The following is a 16630-nucleotide window of genomic DNA, read 5'->3' as shown; positions in this document are numbered from 1 at the left end:
TGCGCAATTGCATCGCATTCTAATAGCGACGACAATATCTGTTAACTGGATTATTAAGATAAGGGTTATCGGTTATATCGATATGCGATTTACTCTCCGTCAACTGCAAGTCTTCGTCGCCGTCGCCCAGCAGGAAAGCGTATCCCGTGCTGCGGGTCTGCTCAACCTCTCGCAATCGGCGGCCAGCACTTCGATCACCGAGCTCGAGCGCCAGTCCAGCTGCCAGCTGTTCGACCGCGCCGGCAAACGCCTGAGCCTCAACGCCCTCGGCAAACAACTGTTGCCGCAAGCGGTGGCCCTGCTCGACCAGGCCAAGGAAATCGAAGACCTGCTTAATGGCAAATCCGGTTTCGGCTCGTTATCAGTGGGGGCGACGCTGACCATTGGCAACTATCTGGCCACCCTGCTGATCGGCAGCTTCATGCAGCGCCACCCGGAAAGTCAGGTCAAGCTGCACGTGCAGAACACTGCCAATATCGTGCAGCAGGTCGCCCACTACGAAATTGATCTGGGTCTAATCGAAGGCGATTGCAGCCACCCGGACATCGAAGTGCAGAGTTGGGTCGAGGATGAGCTGGTGGTGTTTTGCGCGCCGCAGCATCCGTTGGCCAAACGCGGCAGTGCGACAATGGAAGAGCTGACCCATGAGGCATGGATTCTGCGGGAACAGGGTTCCGGCACGCGGCTGACCTTCGACCAGGCCATGCGTCACCATCGCAGCGCGCTGAATATTCGTCTCGAGCTGGAACACACCGAAGCGATCAAACGTGCAGTGGAATCTGGCTTGGGGATTGGCTGCATTTCGCGGCTGGCGCTGCGCGATGCCTTCCGGCGCGGCAGTCTGGTGCCGGTGGAGACGCCGGATCTGGACCTGGCGCGGCAGTTCTATTTCATCTGGCACAAACAGAAGTACCAGACTTCAGCGATGCGCGAGTTTCTCGAGCTGTGCCGAGCATTCACCGCCGGGGTGCAGCGCAGCGACGAGATCGTTTTGCCGACGATTGCTTAAAGCAGAATCACTGCCCACACCAAAGCGATCATGCTCAGTGCGACAAATTGCGCGGCACTGCCCATGTCCTTGGCGTTTTTCGACAGCGGGTGCAATTCCAGCGAGATGCGGTCAATGGCCGCTTCCACCGCCGAATTCAGCAACTCGACAATCAGCGCCAGCAAACACACGGCAATCAACACTGCCTGCTCGACACGGCTGACATTGAGGAAAAATGTCAGCGGAATCAGCACCACGTTGAGCAGCACCAATTGGCGGAACGCCGCTTCGCCGGTGAAGGCAGCGCGCAGGCCATCGAGCGAATAGCCGGACGCGTTGAGGATGCGTTTCAGGCCGGTCTGGCCCTTGAAAGGTGACATAAGAAAGAAACCAGCCAAAAAGGTGTGGGGAAGCTAGATCAACGAAAGTCAAAAAAGCGTGAAACCGCCAGCCATCACTGGCTCGGAATTGACTCAAGTTGTTGCAGCAGTAAAGCCGCTTGCGTGCGAGTGCGCACGTTCAATTTGCGAAAGATCGCCGTGACGTGGGCCTTGATGGTCGCTTCCGACACGCTCAGCTCATAAGCGATCTGCTTGTTCAGCAGACCTTCGCAGACCATGGTCAGCACGCGGAACTGTTGCGGCGTCAGGCTGGCGAGGCCATCACTGGCAGCTTTCGCCTCATCCGACACGCTGACTGCTTCGAACGCTTGCGGCGGCCAGAACACGTCGCCATCGAGCACCTTGCGCACCGCTTCCTGAATCACGCTCAGATCGCTGGATTTGGGAATGAAGCCACTGGCGCCGAACTCGCGGGATTTGACCATCACCGAAGCTTCTTCCTGGGCAGAGACCATCACCACCGGAATCTGCGGATACTGCCCGCGCAGCAGCACCAGCCCGGAAAAACCGTAGGCGCCGGGCATATTCAGATCCAGCAGGACCAGATCCCAGTCAGCCTTTTCAGTCAGGCGAGCTTCCAGTTCGGCAATGCTCGCCACCTCCACCAGTCGCACGTCCGGGCCAAGGCCCAGCGTCACCGCTTGGTGCAGGGCGCTGCGAAACAGGGGGTGATCATCGGCAATCAGGATGTCGTATGTGGCCATTTTTCAAATGATCCTGTTTTTGATGGCAGACGCGGTAGATTCCGGTCTGGCCAAAGCAACTCGAGACAACGCTTGGAAGCGATATCCACAGGGGCACGTTCGACGCCAATCAACAGCAAACACGGCGTCTCAAACCTTGGCCGCACCCTAATCGGCGCCAAGCATGCCCAGCGCAGCCGGGGTGGTCAAGCAAGATGGCCAGCGCTGTCGACAGTATGGGCCACTATCGGGCCAACTCCGGCTGCGGCTTTCGTATATAGGGCAGCAGCTCGGCATGGGCGGGCGTTGATTCATTCATGTCCAGTTGCTGCTTGGCACCGAGGTAATGCTGGCTGAACACATCGAAATAGGCGTCCAGCGCCGAAGCGGCATCGCTGTCACCGGCCAGCTCCAGGCACAACGCCGCAACTTCAGCGGTGCACAGGTGCTCGCTGCGGGTCGAACGGCGCAAGCGATAGCGCGAGAGTTTGTCGGGCAGCAGGCTGAGGATTGGCAAGCGGTCGAAATACGGACTCTTGCGAAAGATCTTGCGCGCCTCCGTCCAGGTCGCATCGAGCAGAATGAACAGCGGGCGCTTGCTGCTATCGACTGCCACCGTGTTGGTCACCCGCGACGGTTCGACATACTCGCCCGGAAACACCAGGTACGGCTGCCATTGCGGATCGTTGAGCAGTGCAAGCATCTGCGGGTCGGGCTCGGTGCGTGACCAGATGAACGCATGATTGTCGCGCACCACATCGGCAATCAGCCAACCGGTGTTGCTTGGCTTGAACACTTCCTTGCCGGTCATGATCAGGCACACGCCGGAGCGGGTGTCGACGCTTGGCCGCCACGCGCACAGGCAATGACTGATGATCACTCGGCAATCGCGGCAACGCTCGGAGCGAAAGCCGCGCGCCTGAATCGGCTTGATGCCTTCGTCTTCGCGCTGATCGCGCAGGCGGGCCACGGCGTTGGGGGCATGGTTCATCGCAGGCAACACCGGCTGACAGGGAAACTCGACACGAAAAACACTCGGCAGGGCAATAAAGGCCGGCAGTTTACCAGAGCGTCGGCCACAAGCCTGTACCGTCCAGACCGGCTCCCCTATAATTCGCCGCCACTGAACGCACCGCCCCGTGACGGGTCGAACCACCAGTCACCGAATCAGGAGAGTTTCATGCTGCGCCTTATCGTTCCCACCGCTGCCATTCTGCTGGCGTCGTCCTTTACCGCTCAGGCTGCGTCCCTGAGTGAGCAGAATCTGAACCGAGAGCTGCGCAACGTCGCCGCCCAAAGCAGCGTCGGCACGCCACGGGCGATCAATGAAGACATTCTTGATCAAGGCTACACCGTCGAAGGCACGCAGCTGATCAACCATCTGAGCGTGCAAAAGAGCCACGCCGACAAGATGCGCGCCGATCCCAAGGCTGTGTATTTCCAGTTGGGCGCGTCGGTGTGCAACAACCCGTCGTACCGCAAGCTGATGGCCAAGGGCGCGATCATGCGTTACGACTTCACCGAAGTGAAAACCAACAAAGCGATCGGCTCGGCCAGTTACCAGGAATCCGATTGCCCGAAAGCCGCGCCAGCGAAGAAGAAGTAATCAGCGCGAAGCCTTGGCGCGCCGCTGCTCATCCTCGGCGCGCAATTCCGCCACTAGCGCCTGCAGATAGCGCGAGCGACGCTCGCCGCCGGCCAATCGTCGGCAGCACTCTTCTTCGAGACTCAATTGATGCGTCTCGGCCGACTCCTGCAACATTCGATACAGCTGCGTATCGATCTCCAGAACCACTCTGACCATGCATCCCGCCTCCTTGCCACCCACGAATCCTTGAATTGCTTTGCCTTGCGCAAGCGCAAGGTTGTCTTGCGACGTCTGTATTTGAGTAAATCAGAGTGATGGCCCTTTGCGATACGTTCAGACGAGCGGCGGGGCTTTGGCGCAAATCAGTAAGCGGTTGCCAGACAAAACGTTACAGCGCACTGTTCAAGTCAGCGCGAATGCGTGCGAGGGTCTAGATTGAGAATATTCCCGATCATTCGTTAACGGCAGAAATGGAACTGCCGGCCCTGTGTGTTTTTGCAGTGCGACCCGGACGCTGGTTGTCCGGGCTACCCGCCCTGTACAGAAGGAGACGTTGAATGCCTTATCAACCGAATGACCTCTTGAGCCGTCATTTTCAGGAAAGCGGCGACCTTGTCAGCCAGGTCGAAGCCCAACTCAGTCATATTTCCACCAACAGCCCGAACATCCCCATCTACCGTGACATGATCCTGACCGTGCTGCGCATGGCTCAGGAAGACCACAACCGCTGGAACGCCAAGATCACCCTGCAAGCCCTGCGTGAACTGGAGCAAGCATTTCGTGTACTCGAGCAATTCAAGGGGCGGCGCAAAGTTACCGTGTTCGGCTCGGCACGTACGCCAGTGGAGCATCCGCTGTATGCAATGGCCCGCGAACTCGGCGCAGCACTGACACGCGCAGAGATGATGGTCATCACCGGCGCCGGCGGCGGCATCATGGCCGCCGCCCACGAAGGAGCCGGACGTGACCACAGCCTCGGTTTCAATATCACCCTGCCCTTCGAGCAACATGCCAATCCCACCGTCGACGGCACCGACAATCTGTTGCCCTTCCACTTTTTCTTCACCCGAAAACTGTTCTTCGTCAAAGAGGCTGACGCGCTGGTGCTGTGCCCGGGCGGGTTTGGCACCCTTGATGAAGCGCTGGAAGTGCTGACGCTGATTCAGACCGGCAAAAGCCCATTGGTGCCGGTGGTGTTGCTGGATGTTCCGGGCGGGACGTTCTGGCAAGGCGCGCTGGACTTCATCCGCAATCAGCTGGAAGAAAACCGCTACATCCTGCCGACCGATATGAAGCTGATGCGACTGGTCTACAGCGTTGAAGAAGCGGTGGAAGAGATCAATCAGTTCTACAGCAACTTCCACTCCAGCCGCTGGCTCAAGCGGCAATTTGTGATTCGCATGAACCACAAGCTCAGCGATACAGGCACTGGCGCGGATGCAGGAGGAGTTTGCTGATCTGTGCCTGAGCGACCAGTTCCACCAACATGCCTACAGCGGCGAAGAACACGACGATGCGCAGTTCAGCCATCTGGCACGGCTGGCCTTTGCCTTCAATGGCCGTACCCATGGTCGTCTGAGGGAGTTGGTGGACTTTATCAATCTGCCGGAAAACTGGGCCGATTCAAAACCGCCCACTGCACAACGCTCACTCGAGCCTTTCAACGTGATTTGAAGGCAAAAAAAAGGCCCGCTATTTTTTTAAAAAATAGCGGGCCTTTTTTGTTGAATCGGTCTAATCGTCCATCCCTCGACCGCTGAACAAGCGGTTGATCATCTCCATCGAGAACCCCCGATACGCCAGAAACCGGCCTTGCCTGGCCCGTTCTTTCGCATCAATCGGTAAATGTCCGGAGAACTTGCGTTGCCACGTATCCTGAAGCTGCGCCTGCCAATTGATACCACTTTCGCGCAGGGCGATTTCGATATCGGTACGTTGCAAACCCCGCTGGCTGAGCTCCTCGCGAATTCGCAGAGGGCCATAGCCGGAACGGGCGCGGTAGGAGACAAAACTTTCAAGGTAACGGGCTTCGGAAAGCAGCCCCTCTTCCGTCAAACGGTCGAGGGCTGTTTCGATCAGCTCCGCCTCGGCGCCGCGCTGACGCAGCTTACGCGTCAACTCGACTCGACCATGCTCGCGACGTGCGAGCAGGTCCATGGCGGTTCGCCGCACCGCGACGAGGGTATCCAGTACGGCGGTGGTCATCGCTGGTATCAGAGATCAGCGTCGGCCAGGTCGTCTTCGGTCTCTTTGACCGCCGAGGCCTTGGAATCCGCGATCACCGCTGGCGACAGCAGCTTGTCACGCAGCTGCTTCTCGAGCTTCGCGGCGATTTCCGGGTTGTCCGCCAGGAACTTGGCCGAGTTGGCCTTGCCCTGACCGATCTTGGTGCCTTCGTAAGCGTACCAGGCGCCGGACTTCTCGACAAAACCGTGCAGCACACCCAGGTCGATCATCTCGCCGTTGAGGTAGATGCCTTTGCCGTAAAGAATCTGGAACTCGGCCTGACGGAACGGCGAAGCCACCTTGTTCTTCACAACCTTGACGCGGGTTTCGCTGCCGACCACTTCGTCGCCTTCCTTCACCGCGCCGGTACGGCGGATGTCGAGACGAACCGAGGCGTAGAACTTCAGCGCGTTACCACCGGTGGTGGTTTCCGGGCTGCCGAACATCACGCCGATTTTCATACGGATCTGGTTGATGAAAATGACCAGGCAGTTGGCGTTCTTGATGTTACCGGTGATTTTACGCAGCGCCTGAGACATCAGACGTGCTTGCAGGCCGACGTGCATGTCGCCCATTTCACCTTCGATTTCAGCCTTCGGTACCAGTGCCGCCACGGAGTCGACGATGATCACGTCAACGGCATTGGAGCGCACCAGCATGTCGGTGATTTCGAGGGCCTGTTCGCCGGTGTCCGGCTGGGAAACCAGCAGGTCGTCAACGTTGACGCCCAGCTTGCCGGCGTACTCTGGATCGAGGGCGTGCTCGGCGTCGACGAATGCGCAGGTCGCGCCGGCTTTTTGCGCCTGGGCGATCACGGACAAGGTCAGTGTGGTTTTACCGGAGGATTCAGGACCGTAGATTTCAACAATACGGCCTTTTGGCAGACCGCCGATGCCGAGTGCGATGTCCAGACCCAGAGAGCCAGTAGAGATGGCCGGGATCGCCTGACGGTCCTGATCGCCCATACGCATTACGGCACCCTTGCCGAATTGACGTTCGATCTGACCCAGGGCCGCAGCCAAGGCTTTCTTCTTGTTGTCGTCCATTAAAGTCCTCACGTAATCAATAAGGCCTGACGGCCAACACCTGTATAAGTAGCCAGTATTATTCCACAGCGTTCGAAGATCGCCTACCCCTGATTTTCGATTTCTCGTGCCGCTAGTCGCACAAGCCCCTCTAGCGCGGCCTTCACCGTTTGTCGGCGGACTTCATCACGACCGCCGGGGAAGTGCTGAACCTCGCTATAAACCTCATCGCCGACACCCCAGGCCAGCCACACTGTGCCCACCGGTTTGTTCGGCGTGCCACCGTCGGGGCCGGCGACACCGCTGACCGCCACGGCAAAATGCGCCAGGCTGTGATGCTGCGCACCACGCACCATGGCCTCGACCACTTCACGACTGACCGCCCCTACCGTCTCGAACAAATCGCCTGGCACATCCAGCTGCCGGGTTTTCTGCCGATTGGAGTACGTCACATAACCCGCTTCAAACCAGGCCGAACTGCCCGGAATCCGCGTAATCGCTTCGGCGATACCGCCACCGGTACAGGACTCGGCGGTAGTGACATGAGCATTGAGCACTTGCAGACGTCGGCCCAGTTCTGCGGCCAGTTGAGTGGTCTCTTTCACGGCGAGCTCCGGATCGTGTGGAATGCCTCCACCGTACACGAGCCGGACGCGCTTTCAATACACAGAATCATTCAAGATGTTCGGGCGCCAGCGCTCTGACATAGGCCTGACAGGCCTGCAACGCAATCAATCCACGGTCGCCGGTGTCGGTGATGGCGATAATTCGTTGAGCATGCGCGGGGTCAAGTCGGGCGCGTACGGTTGCAGGATCCACGCCGCTGGTGCCGGCGGCGGCTGGCACCGCACAGCCGTGGGCAACGTCGCCGGCGTCGAGAAGGACTGACAGCCGCACATCGGCAGTAGCAAGGCGATCGCGCAAGCGATCCTGATCACGTTGGGCATCGCTCAGCGCTCGATAATGGGTTTGCTCACTGGCCGCGAGCCGCTGCTCCAGTGCCAGGCGTCTATCCTGCTCGGCCTGTTGCGCGGCGGCGGCGGTCTGCGTCAGTTGATTGAGGGTTTCGGCGTTTAACCGCGCCTGCTCGGCCAATTGCCGCTCGTAGCGCCAGTCCTGAAACTGCCATGCCGCTGCAAACGCCCCGGCCACCAGCAGCAACAGACCCATCACGCGCCAGGAGCCGGACATAGCACCGCCCTCGCCCGCGCCCAAATCTCGAGGCGATCCTGCAAGCCGTTCAACCCGCCGTTGATGCGCCGGGTGATGGTGTTGAACTGGTCCGCGTCGGCCAGTTCATTCAAGCCCTTCTGCGCCCAGAACCACGCCGCCGATTCGGCCGCCCATTGCGGTTGCTCGAGCAATTCGGGCAATGCCAACAGACGCTCATCGCCAAACAAGCCGAGACTGCACTGACGATAATTTGCCCGGCCGGTGATCTGAATCAGTCCACGCCCGCGATACTTTTGCCCGTCGCCATCCGCCTCGGGCGTATTGCCCAGACGCAGCGCCAGGGTGCCGGTGTCGTATTTGCTCAGGTACTGGTTGTTGCCCAGTTCGCGCACGTAACGCAATTGGCCCGACTCGTGACCGACCTGTGCCAGAAAAGCCGCGATACGTTTTGGCGTATCGATGCGCTGCCTGGCCATCGCGGTGTTGAGTGGCGAAACAAAAACGCCCGCTTGGGAGCGGGCGTTGGGCATGATGTCGATAAGGTGTTTTTCAGTTAATTGCATGATGCTTGATCCTCCCTGGATGTTGCCCCGATTGAATCACGGCTGGCGGCTGATGCTTGCCAGCCATTTATTTGCCAGAGTTTTCAGGGGACTGTTCAGGGCTGTTCCAAACGAATCGTTTGCCGGCATTACCTCGCCGCCAGATAAAAGCCAGTCTTGATAATCAAGCCAGTCGCGATTGGTTGGATCTTGCGGGATATAAGCTGCATCGCTCAGCCTCAGTACGCCACATGTAGTCAATTGATAACTCATTGTTTACTCCTAGAGCTCGGCATCCGCAGTCCATTCAATCTGCAGTATCTGTCCCGGAATACTGTCGACCGGTGTCATTGTGCCAAACGCAAAACTTCGCTCGGTCACACTTTGCACGAATGATCCGTTACATGCCTTCACAAGTGAAAAATTCCAGATTTCACCGCTGGCCTCGCCGGGACAATACATCTTGATCGTAGGCTGAACGCGCTTCTGAACCAGCATGGTTACTGCCATCCCGGATTGGGGTGACTTCGCCGCGGCGGCTTGGGTGAATGTGGCGATACAGGTACTTGGGCCGTTGTTTGCCCGGATAGGCAAGCGGTCTGCGAAAGACTTTTCAAAATAGCGCTGACACAGCATCAGTTCTTCCGCAGCTGGTCGATTTTCGAACGGGGTGGAAACTGGTCCTTCTTCCAATTGAATTCTCGCCAGGTCAACCGTTTGCACTAAGTTCAGCGGAAGATCAAAAGCCAGCCTCAGACAATCATTGGCACCGAGCATTTTCCCGGCGATCACAGGTACCTGAAAGGTGGCCGTGTACCTGGTCCAAGCCGTGGTCAACTGAAAGACCTCGACCGCTTTCATCACCGGCTCCGAGCCACCCGTTCCGAAGTACTGGGTGATGAATACCTTCAGCGGCCGCGCAGCATCGGAGCGCGCCCAAAAGGTCACGGTGGCGGTTTTACCGGCCAGGGTTCTGACCGACTCGATATATTGGGAAATTTTGTGCTCAGTGGAACCGACACCGGCTGTTGTCTGCTGCCAACGCAAAAAACAAGCGGGCTCGCCCGACACTTCGGATTGGCCTGGCGCGAAATCCTGGCGAGAGATATTCACCGCAGCATTGCCGTTCCAGTCGCAACGGAAACGATCAGCGACGTAGCCGCCGACATTCGGTGCCTGATTGGTCGTACCGCGTTGCCAGATATCGAATCCGCCGTTGATCAGCAGATTCCTGCGGTAAACCTGCACCGGAAACTGTTGCATTGGATCTGGTTTGGACAATTGCCGGATCGCTTGAGCTAACTGATCAGTTTGCTGTTCGTCCGGGCTCAGCCCCGCTGCGGTAATCGCGCTGAGTATTTCCTGCGTGACACTGTTGCCCCAACTCGCTGGAATCAGCGAGCCGGGTGTACCAGCGATCGCGTCCTCGTCAACGAACTTGCCGTTGACCAGGCCAGCGCCGGGAATGCTTTTTGGGTAATCCACTTTCAGCTCCTTTGAGGTCGCATAAAACGCCAACGCCCGCATAGGCGGGCGTTGGCAAAAATTGCTGTAACACTCTGTTTAACTCGCGTCATCAAGCCACAGCGAGCATTCGCATCAGCCAGTCCGGCGGTAAGGGTCGACTCCCGTTTGCGGGAAAACCCGTGCTCGACGGCCAGTCCCGCAGCTCTTGGCGATAGTCCAGAAGCTCCTGATGGTCCTCAATGCTCAGGCTCATCGGTCTGCCCGCGGTCTCCTCATCCCGATCACGATCAACCAGCCATTGGCTGGCCAACAGCTGCCCGTCGCGCCACTTGCGCGCCAGCATCGAAAGTTCGGCATCCGACAGCGGCGCGGCATCGATCAACACCGGCAAACCATCGGCATCATGGCTGCGGATTTTGCCGGGCGCAGGGTTGCCGATCACAGCGATGAAACGCTCCTCAGTGATCGGTACTGCATCGCTCGGCATGCTTGGATTGATGCCGGACAGGTACACACAGCCTGTGGACTGACTATAAAAACGGTTCATGGTTACTCCTCAGCGTCCGAACGCGATTGCACAAAAGCCGCAAGGCAACAGTTCCGAGTACAACGTGAAACCGTTCTGATTTTTCGCACCCAGCGAAACACTGCCCGGAGCCGATCCATTCAAAGTGGATGGAAATACCGCAAGACAAACGTTGGGAAACGCCAAGGTAAAACTCGAATATGCCCCTTGAATTCCTAAGGTCGAAAGCCCGATCCACTGAATGATGAAACCACCCAGCCAGGAAGGAAAAACAATGTAGCCGTTGGTGGTCAGACTGGCAGAAAAGCCAAAGCGGAGCGTTTTCGGCGTCACGATCGTGGTGGTATCCGCGCCACTGTCGGTCTGCACCTGAGTAGCTATCTTCGCCACTCCGGCAATGCTTTCGCTCGCCTGCACCACGCGCTTGGCGATGGCTTGAAAAACCCGCAACGGAGTCATGCGTTTAACGTTGTCGGTTCCCTGCTCCGCGTCTTGGACACTGGCCACAGGCAACACACTCTGGGTGATTTTCTGCTCGATGGCAGACTTCAATTGAGCGTTGTCCTGCTCATCCGCTGCGAGGCCAGCCGACTGAATCACATTCAGCACTTCCTCAGTGACAGCATTGCCCCACTGCGCAGGAATCAAAGACCCAATGGCGCCGGTCAACGGGTTTTCGTCGACAAACTTGCCGTTGACCAGGCCGGCGCCGGGCAAACTTTTTGGATAATCCATTTCACTTCTCCTTGTGCAAAAAAAACAGCCGTTCACCGGGGCGCCGGAATCAGCGATCCCACTGTCCCGATCATCGGGTTTTCATCAACAAGTTCCCTTTCACCATTCCGGCGCTGGGCACACTGCTTGGATAGTCCATGCGGGGGTCTCCCGTGGTATTGGGTGACTGTTCACGAAGCAGTTTGTGATGGTTTCACGTCAGAAAGGGCGTCAAACCGGCAACACAGGCCAGTCCACGTTTTGCGGATAACCGGGCTGCCTGTCGATCTTGTTTAGCGCCAGTTTGTAGGTAGCAAAAGCCCTGAACCACTGCATGTCATCGGCCTCCAACAACCCTGCGATGTAGGCGTCGGCCATACCGACGGTTTGCTGATCAGCTTCGGCCAACAACTCGTCACGCCGCGCCAGCGCCGATGCTCGCTGTTCGCTTTCAACCAACTGCGATGCGTTCGGCAATGCATGTTTGGTGACCTTGCCGTCGGTCCACTTCCAGATGCCGTCGCGCTCCTCGATCGTGCGCAGGAACAGCTCATCGGAGATCTCTACGGCAGTGGCAGGCATCTGCGTGTGAATCGCCGAGTCATAGCGCCCAAGCAGTTCGCCCTGGGCATCAAAGTCAATGTATTTCATTTCATTCACCGTTGATTTCAAAAGCCGATGGCGAACCAGTTCCAGCCGCCAGGGTCAGCATTGGAGAAGCGCTGAAACTGGCTTTGCGAGAGTCGGTAAAGGGAAAAACGCAGGTCGGAGAATGCCGGTGAAAGATCGCCGCCCGAGAGAAAGAGCACGCTTTTGGGAAAGGCAATCGGATAGGTGACGGTTTCGCTGAGTGCGCCGCCCGTGGCCAGTCCCCATTGCAGAATCAGGCCACTGGGCAACCGCTGATAGCCGCCTGCAGTGTTCAAGGAAGCGGTAAACGCTGGCGAGTACTTGAGCGCACCGTCACCAGAATCCAGGCCCCAGCCACCACCGAGCAGAAGCCGGCGAAAAGTAACGTAGCTGCCACCGACAAATGACAATGTGTTATCCGGTGCAGCAGCGCTGGCGGTGCCCAGACTCTCGCCACTCCTGACTTTCACGTTCAAAGCACCGGAACCTGCCACCAGCGACACCAAGCCTCCCGCAGGCACAGTCGACCATTGCGGCAGTGTCACCGTGCCTGGGCTAGTGAAGATCGAAAGTTTGCCGACGTCCGCGACCGTCAACGAAACATCGCCGACGTAGTTGGTTTGCCCGGCCAGACTACCGAGTGCGCGTTGGACGAATTCAGTCGTCGCGACTTTCTGGCTGACATCGAACTGGACCGGGGTCTCAAACAGGTTTTTTCCGCGAATCGCTTCCAGCAACTGCGTGTTCAAGCCTTCGGTCGGTTCGATCCCGGCAGCTTTGATAACCGCCAACACCTCTTCGGTGAGCGCATTGCCCCACTCAGCTGGAATCAACGATCCGGGTGTTCCGGTGACGGGATTTTCATCGACGAAACGACTGTTGACCAAACCGACACCGGGCATGCTTTTCGGATAATCCATCCCTCATCCCTCCCTAGTCATAATTGATGTGCACCTTGGTATGCGCCGGCGCGCTGCGGTGGATCAGGCATTCCAGCGCCGAGCCCGGGTTGACGCCGAAGCGCTCGCCCCAGTAGCTCGCGCCGTAACGGCGGCCGAGCAGCAGGCGGCCGCCGGTGTTGAGCGTCCACATGAACTGCGCTTCCCAAGTGCCCCAATGCGCCGAACCAAACCGGGCGCGGCCCATGCGTGGGGCTTCGTGTTCGGTGATGCTGGCGTTGGGGTAACCCTGGCTTTTGGCGATGTCGAGGTAGTAGCCGACAGCCTGGCTGCCGACCGCGAGCAAGCGGCGGCGTACGGCGAGGCGGCGGTCGTCGAACAGTGGCGTGGCGCCCAGGCACGGGTCGGGCAGGTTCATCACCCGCTCCCAGTCCGGCACCAGTTCGCTGACGCCGGCCGGGTCCATTTCGTTGAGCAGGTCGGCGGCGCGCGCATCCAGACGGGCCAGTTCGACGGCGACGCCTTGCAGCACTTCCTCAAGCTCGGGCACCCGCTCCGGATCCCATGCCGGGCCACTGGGCAGCAAGGCGCGCAACTGCGCCTGGTATTGCGCGGCGGTTCTTATGCCCCCCATACGCAGCCTCCGAAGGTGAGCAGTTCGCTCTGCCCGGCCGGCACGTCAGCGGCCGGAGCAGTGAGCGTGTGATCGTATTCGCCGCCGGCGCTGCTGATGGCTTCGCGGATATGGCTGATCAGCAACGGCACGCCGAGGTCAGCCTCGCGGTTGTGCAGATCGCGCAACTGCGCTTCAACGGCGGCGCGCACGGCGGTAGTGTCCGGATTGACGCTCTTGAAGCGATACACCACCGGCACCTGAACCGGTCGCTGCACGTGCACTTCCGCGGTCACCGGACGCAGCGGTTCGATGTACTCCTGAACCTCCGCCAACTGCTCATCGTTCGGCACCGGTTGCGGGTCTTCATCACGCATGATGAACACCGTCACCGTGCCCGGCCCGAGCAGGCCGCCCCGGCACCACGCCCGCGTCACACCCGGCACTTCCAGCGCCCAGGTTTCGTAGTCGCTGGCCGCGCCACCGTGGGGAATCACGCGGTAGGAACGGATGACCCGCGAGCGCAGCGATTCGAGGCTTTCCCGCGCCACACCGCCGCTGAGGCCCGGCGCCAGCACCACGAAGCTGTTGCCGACAATCCCGGCAATCGGCTGCACCTGGGTCAGCGTCAAACCCGCATCAGCGTTGCCCAGACTGCCGGCCTCCAGCGCCGCAATCGTGGTGCTGTTGCTGCCATTGACCGTGGTGCGCGCCGTGGTGACTTTGTAGGTGCGGCCATCGTTCGCTTGCAGCAGAGTGTCGACGTCGAGCACGGCGCCGGGAGTGGCGGTAAAACTGACGCTGCCGGTAGCCACCTGCGCGGCTTTGCGCGGCTGATTCAGGCGCAGCGCGGCGATGCGTTCCAGGGTTGACTCATCGGCTTTGTCGGGCAGGATCTGCTCGGCAATCCAGTCGAGATAACCGTACAAGCCATAAGCGGCACCACCGAGAGTGCGGGCCAGTACTTGCGCATCGGACTGGCGCAGCGAATCGCCGGCCAGGTCGCTTTGGGTGCGTTTGATCAGCACCGGCAGCGAAGGGGTTTCAAACGGCATAGATCACCTGCCAACTGTTATCGGGGTTGATGTCCAGACGTTCGCCGTCGGCCAGCGTGAGGATCGTGCGCAGGTTGAGGCGCTGGGCGTCGAGGCGTTCGCTGATGATGTCGATGGCGCTGCAGTGGCCGTCGTCGAGCAGCCATTGCAGGGCTTCGCGGGCATAAAATTCGGCGTCCATTTGCGTCTGCCGGGTCAGCTTGACCCGGCGCAGCAGCCACAGCCGCGAGCCGATGCGATCGTCGGCAACCGTGGGGAAACTGTCGCCCCACCAGCCGAAGCGTTCTTCGTCATCGAGGGCGTCGTCATCAGCGGCGCGACGCCAGGTGAACAGACTGATGAGCACGGCGCGGGTCAGCGCGGCGTGGAGGTTCTGGCTGATGAACATCACTGGCCTCCTGCCGGCGCGCCGGTCTGACCGTTGCCGGCCTGCACGCCAACATGCACGTGTTTGATCTGGCTGATGCCGCCAGCCAGTTGATCACCGGTGGAAACGATCTTGCCGGTCTGGTTTATCACCGGCGTTTCGAAGTTCACCGCGCTGCTGGCGCGGATGTTCAGCGTGGCGGTTTCGATGTCGATGATCCGCCCGCGCTTGAAATGAATTTTGTCGCCCTCGTCGGTGTAGATCGCCACTTCACCGGCAGCGAGCGCTTGCAGGCGATAGCGACGGTCGGCGATGACCAGGGCGATGGCGTGGGAACGGTCGCCGCCGATGAAGGTGACGACCCCTTCAGCGCCAGCCAGCGGATGGCTGGTGAAACCGTAGGGTTCGAAGTGTTCGAGGTCGTCGTTGACTTCACCGGCGGTGAGGCGCATTTGCAGCGATTGCAGCTTGGTTGCCGAATTGGCGAGCACGACAGTGCCGCGCGCCAGCAGGCGTGTCAGTAGGCTCATGGGTTTCCTTAGACTTTTTCGACACAAACCCTGTGGGAGCGGGCTTGCCCGCGATGGCGGTGTGTCAGGGAAAAAATGTATTTGTTGTCACGACCGCTATCGCGGGCAAGCCCGCTCCCACAGGGGCCATTGTCGCCAGCAGGATCCTGCGTCAGGCCTGGGATTGCTTCGGGGGCGTCGGATCAGGATCAAACGTATGCGGCGGCGCCACTTGCAGCGTGGTTACCGAACCCTGCGCCGACAACGAATAAGTGACCTTGGAAATCAGCATGTCACCATCGAAATCCAGCACCGGGTCCTTGACCCTGACCAGCGTGTTATGGCGCCACAAATCGCCATTGCTCTGCCGCCAGCCCTGCACCTGATAGGTGGTGGTCTGCGCACGGCCCATGCGAGTCGCGCTTTCCCATTGGGCACGCTGCTGCGCCAACTCAAAGGTCAGTTGCGTGCCTTCGTTGATCACCGTGGTGCGCCGCCGTTTGAAACTCAGGTCGGCCGCCGTCGACTCGACTTCGCTGACCGCCGCGCCGCTTTTCGCATCCGAGCCTTTCTGCTGGCCGATCACCCGATACTCGGAGAACACCTGGCTGAAATCCATTGGCGCACTGGCCGACAAGATATTCTTGCCCAGCTCCAGCGCATCGCTGGCGCGGCCGCCGCTGCCGGGTTTGGCCAACACCAACTGGCCCAGCTCGTTGTCGGTGGAAAACACCCGCAGCAGCGACAGCAATCGGTCGATCGACTGGAATGCCGTTTCACCCGGCACGATGGTGTGTTTGGTCAGGCGTGTGGTGTCGCTGATTTCATTGACGACCCACAGTCCATATTCGCTCGCCAGATCGCGGACGATAGTCAGCAAGGGTTGTTGCTGCCATTGGCTGGGCAGGTTACGGGCGGCGCAATCGACCAGATCCTGGGTTTTCGAACTGCCTTCGATGGTCAGGCTGATCTGCCGCCCGTCATAGCGGATCGGTGCCTTGAACACGTAACCGGTGAGCACCAGATCCTTGCCGATTTTCACCTCGCAGGGGTCGCCGGGTTTAATCGGTTTGCTCACCGCCTGCCCCGGCCATTGCCAGGTAATGTCGAGCTTGAAGGTGCGGAACTGACGCTCGAGATCGGCGGTGATTTCGACGCTTTTCCAGCCGCCGTATTCCATGCCGTTAACCGTCAGTGTGACGTGGTTATCCAACTCGTCCATGG

The 16630-nt window shown here is 59.3% G+C and carries 22 protein-coding genes and 2 pseudogenes; 3 read left to right on the top strand and 21 right to left on the bottom strand.

What is annotated here, in order from left to right; all coding sequences use genetic code 11:
• The first annotated feature begins 82 nt into the window (after window positions 1-82).
• Window positions 83-1009 (top strand): LysR family transcriptional regulator, encoded by a 927-nt coding sequence (locus AB4O45_RS19175; RefSeq protein ID WP_024011881.1) that lies wholly within the window; start codon window positions 83-85, stop codon window positions 1007-1009.
• Here the strand turns inward: AB4O45_RS19175 and AB4O45_RS19170 are convergent.
• From AB4O45_RS19170 to AB4O45_RS19160, 3 genes are all read right to left on the bottom strand, one after another.
• A complete protein-coding gene (locus tag AB4O45_RS19170; protein ID WP_042607041.1) occupies window positions 1006-1368 on the bottom strand; it encodes a diacylglycerol kinase in 363 nt (120 codons plus the stop codon). The genes AB4O45_RS19175 and AB4O45_RS19170 overlap by 4 nt on opposite strands.
• Window positions 1369-1442: 74 nt before the next feature.
• The gene (gene erdR / locus AB4O45_RS19165) at window positions 1443-2093 is read right to left on the bottom strand and encodes a response regulator transcription factor ErdR (protein ID WP_016771412.1); all 651 of its coding nucleotides are present in this window, start codon (window positions 2091-2093) and stop codon (window positions 1443-1445) included.
• A gap of 223 nt (window positions 2094-2316) precedes the next feature.
• On the bottom strand, window positions 2317-3063 hold the full coding sequence (locus tag AB4O45_RS19160) for a tRNA-uridine aminocarboxypropyltransferase (protein WP_460060068.1): 747 nt from the start codon (window positions 3061-3063) through the stop codon (window positions 2317-2319).
• Between the two features lie 189 nt (window positions 3064-3252).
• On the opposite strand from AB4O45_RS19160, the gene AB4O45_RS19155 reads away from it, so the two are divergent.
• The gene (locus tag AB4O45_RS19155; protein ID WP_007908738.1) at window positions 3253-3678 is read left to right on the top strand and encodes a PA3611 family quorum-sensing-regulated virulence factor; all 426 of its coding nucleotides are present in this window, start codon (window positions 3253-3255) and stop codon (window positions 3676-3678) included.
• Here the strand turns inward: AB4O45_RS19155 and AB4O45_RS19150 are convergent, their stop codons facing one another.
• The gene (locus AB4O45_RS19150; RefSeq protein ID WP_016770569.1) at window positions 3679-3876 is read right to left on the bottom strand and encodes a hypothetical protein; all 198 of its coding nucleotides are present in this window, start codon (window positions 3874-3876) and stop codon (window positions 3679-3681) included.
• 341 nt (window positions 3877-4217) lie between these two features.
• On the opposite strand from AB4O45_RS19150, the pseudogene AB4O45_RS19145 reads away from it, so the two are divergent.
• A pseudogene (locus AB4O45_RS19145) lies at window positions 4218-5334 on the top strand (LOG family protein).
• A gap of 60 nt (window positions 5335-5394) precedes the next feature.
• Here the strand turns inward: AB4O45_RS19145 and recX are convergent.
• The 17 genes and pseudogenes from recX to AB4O45_RS19060 form a co-directional block, all read right to left on the bottom strand.
• Window positions 5395-5865: a recombination regulator RecX gene (recX, locus tag AB4O45_RS19140; RefSeq protein ID WP_041478085.1), complete on the bottom strand. Its 471-nt coding sequence runs from the start codon at window positions 5863-5865 to the stop codon at window positions 5395-5397.
• Window positions 5866-5873: 8 nt separating this feature from the next.
• Window positions 5874-6932, bottom strand: coding sequence for a recombinase RecA (gene recA, locus AB4O45_RS19135; RefSeq protein ID WP_024011876.1), 1059 nt, complete (start codon window positions 6930-6932; stop codon window positions 5874-5876).
• 83 nt (window positions 6933-7015) lie between these two features.
• On the bottom strand, window positions 7016-7516 hold the full coding sequence (locus AB4O45_RS19130) for a CinA family protein (protein ID WP_256810425.1): 501 nt from the start codon (window positions 7514-7516) through the stop codon (window positions 7016-7018).
• Window positions 7517-7583: 67 nt separating this feature from the next.
• Window positions 7584-8102, bottom strand: coding sequence for a lysis system i-spanin subunit Rz (locus AB4O45_RS19125; protein WP_236168041.1), 519 nt, complete (start codon window positions 8100-8102; stop codon window positions 7584-7586).
• Window positions 8081-8647, bottom strand: a complete 567-nt coding sequence (locus AB4O45_RS19120; protein WP_150636355.1) for a glycoside hydrolase family 19 protein — start codon at window positions 8645-8647, stop codon at window positions 8081-8083. Before AB4O45_RS19120 ends, AB4O45_RS19125 begins: the two co-directional genes overlap by 22 nt.
• 36 nt (window positions 8648-8683) lie before the next feature.
• Window positions 8684-8899 (bottom strand): hypothetical protein, encoded by a 216-nt coding sequence (locus AB4O45_RS19115; RefSeq protein WP_081932444.1) that lies wholly within the window; start codon window positions 8897-8899, stop codon window positions 8684-8686.
• Window positions 8900-8908: 9 nt separating this feature from the next.
• Window positions 8909-10111 (bottom strand): carbohydrate binding domain-containing protein, encoded by a 1203-nt coding sequence (locus AB4O45_RS19110; RefSeq protein WP_041478217.1) that lies wholly within the window; start codon window positions 10109-10111, stop codon window positions 8909-8911.
• A 91-nt stretch (window positions 10112-10202) separates the two neighbouring features.
• Window positions 10203-10640: a phage tail assembly chaperone gene (locus tag AB4O45_RS19105; protein ID WP_041478088.1), complete on the bottom strand. Its 438-nt coding sequence runs from the start codon at window positions 10638-10640 to the stop codon at window positions 10203-10205.
• A 9-nt stretch (window positions 10641-10649) separates the two neighbouring features.
• Window positions 10650-11078, bottom strand: a complete 429-nt coding sequence (locus tag AB4O45_RS19100; RefSeq protein WP_420480644.1) for a gp53-like domain-containing protein — start codon at window positions 11076-11078, stop codon at window positions 10650-10652.
• 75 nt (window positions 11079-11153) lie between these two features.
• Window positions 11154-11354: pseudogene (locus AB4O45_RS19095) on the bottom strand (hypothetical protein); the annotation flags it as partial.
• Between the two features lie 210 nt (window positions 11355-11564).
• The gene (locus AB4O45_RS19090; RefSeq protein ID WP_052392153.1) at window positions 11565-11984 is read right to left on the bottom strand and encodes a tail fiber assembly protein; all 420 of its coding nucleotides are present in this window, start codon (window positions 11982-11984) and stop codon (window positions 11565-11567) included.
• 17 nt (window positions 11985-12001) lie between these two features.
• A complete protein-coding gene (locus AB4O45_RS19085) occupies window positions 12002-12883 on the bottom strand; it encodes a gp53-like domain-containing protein (protein WP_052392154.1) in 882 nt (293 codons plus the stop codon).
• 13 nt (window positions 12884-12896) lie between these two features.
• Window positions 12897-13496, bottom strand: coding sequence for a YmfQ family protein (locus AB4O45_RS19080; RefSeq protein WP_041478090.1), 600 nt, complete (start codon window positions 13494-13496; stop codon window positions 12897-12899).
• The gene (locus AB4O45_RS19075) at window positions 13484-14530 is read right to left on the bottom strand and encodes a baseplate J/gp47 family protein (protein ID WP_056783281.1); all 1047 of its coding nucleotides are present in this window, start codon (window positions 14528-14530) and stop codon (window positions 13484-13486) included. The genes AB4O45_RS19080 and AB4O45_RS19075 overlap by 13 nt, the downstream gene beginning before the upstream one ends.
• Window positions 14520-14918, bottom strand: a complete 399-nt coding sequence (locus tag AB4O45_RS19070) for a phage GP46 family protein (RefSeq protein WP_041478092.1) — start codon at window positions 14916-14918, stop codon at window positions 14520-14522. Before AB4O45_RS19070 ends, AB4O45_RS19075 begins: the two co-directional genes overlap by 11 nt.
• The gene (locus AB4O45_RS19065; RefSeq protein ID WP_460060061.1) at window positions 14918-15427 is read right to left on the bottom strand and encodes a phage baseplate assembly protein V; all 510 of its coding nucleotides are present in this window, start codon (window positions 15425-15427) and stop codon (window positions 14918-14920) included. Before AB4O45_RS19065 ends, AB4O45_RS19070 begins: the two co-directional genes overlap by 1 nt.
• 151 nt (window positions 15428-15578) lie before the next feature.
• Window positions 15579-16628, bottom strand: coding sequence for a phage baseplate assembly protein (locus AB4O45_RS19060; RefSeq protein WP_460066610.1), 1050 nt, complete (start codon window positions 16626-16628; stop codon window positions 15579-15581).
• Window positions 16629-16630 lie beyond the last annotated feature (2 nt).

This window comes from Pseudomonas sp. S2_B10 (assembly GCF_054668425.1).
The sequence above is the reverse complement of the archived record's forward strand: the minus strand, read 5'-3'. Positions and strand labels throughout refer to the sequence as shown.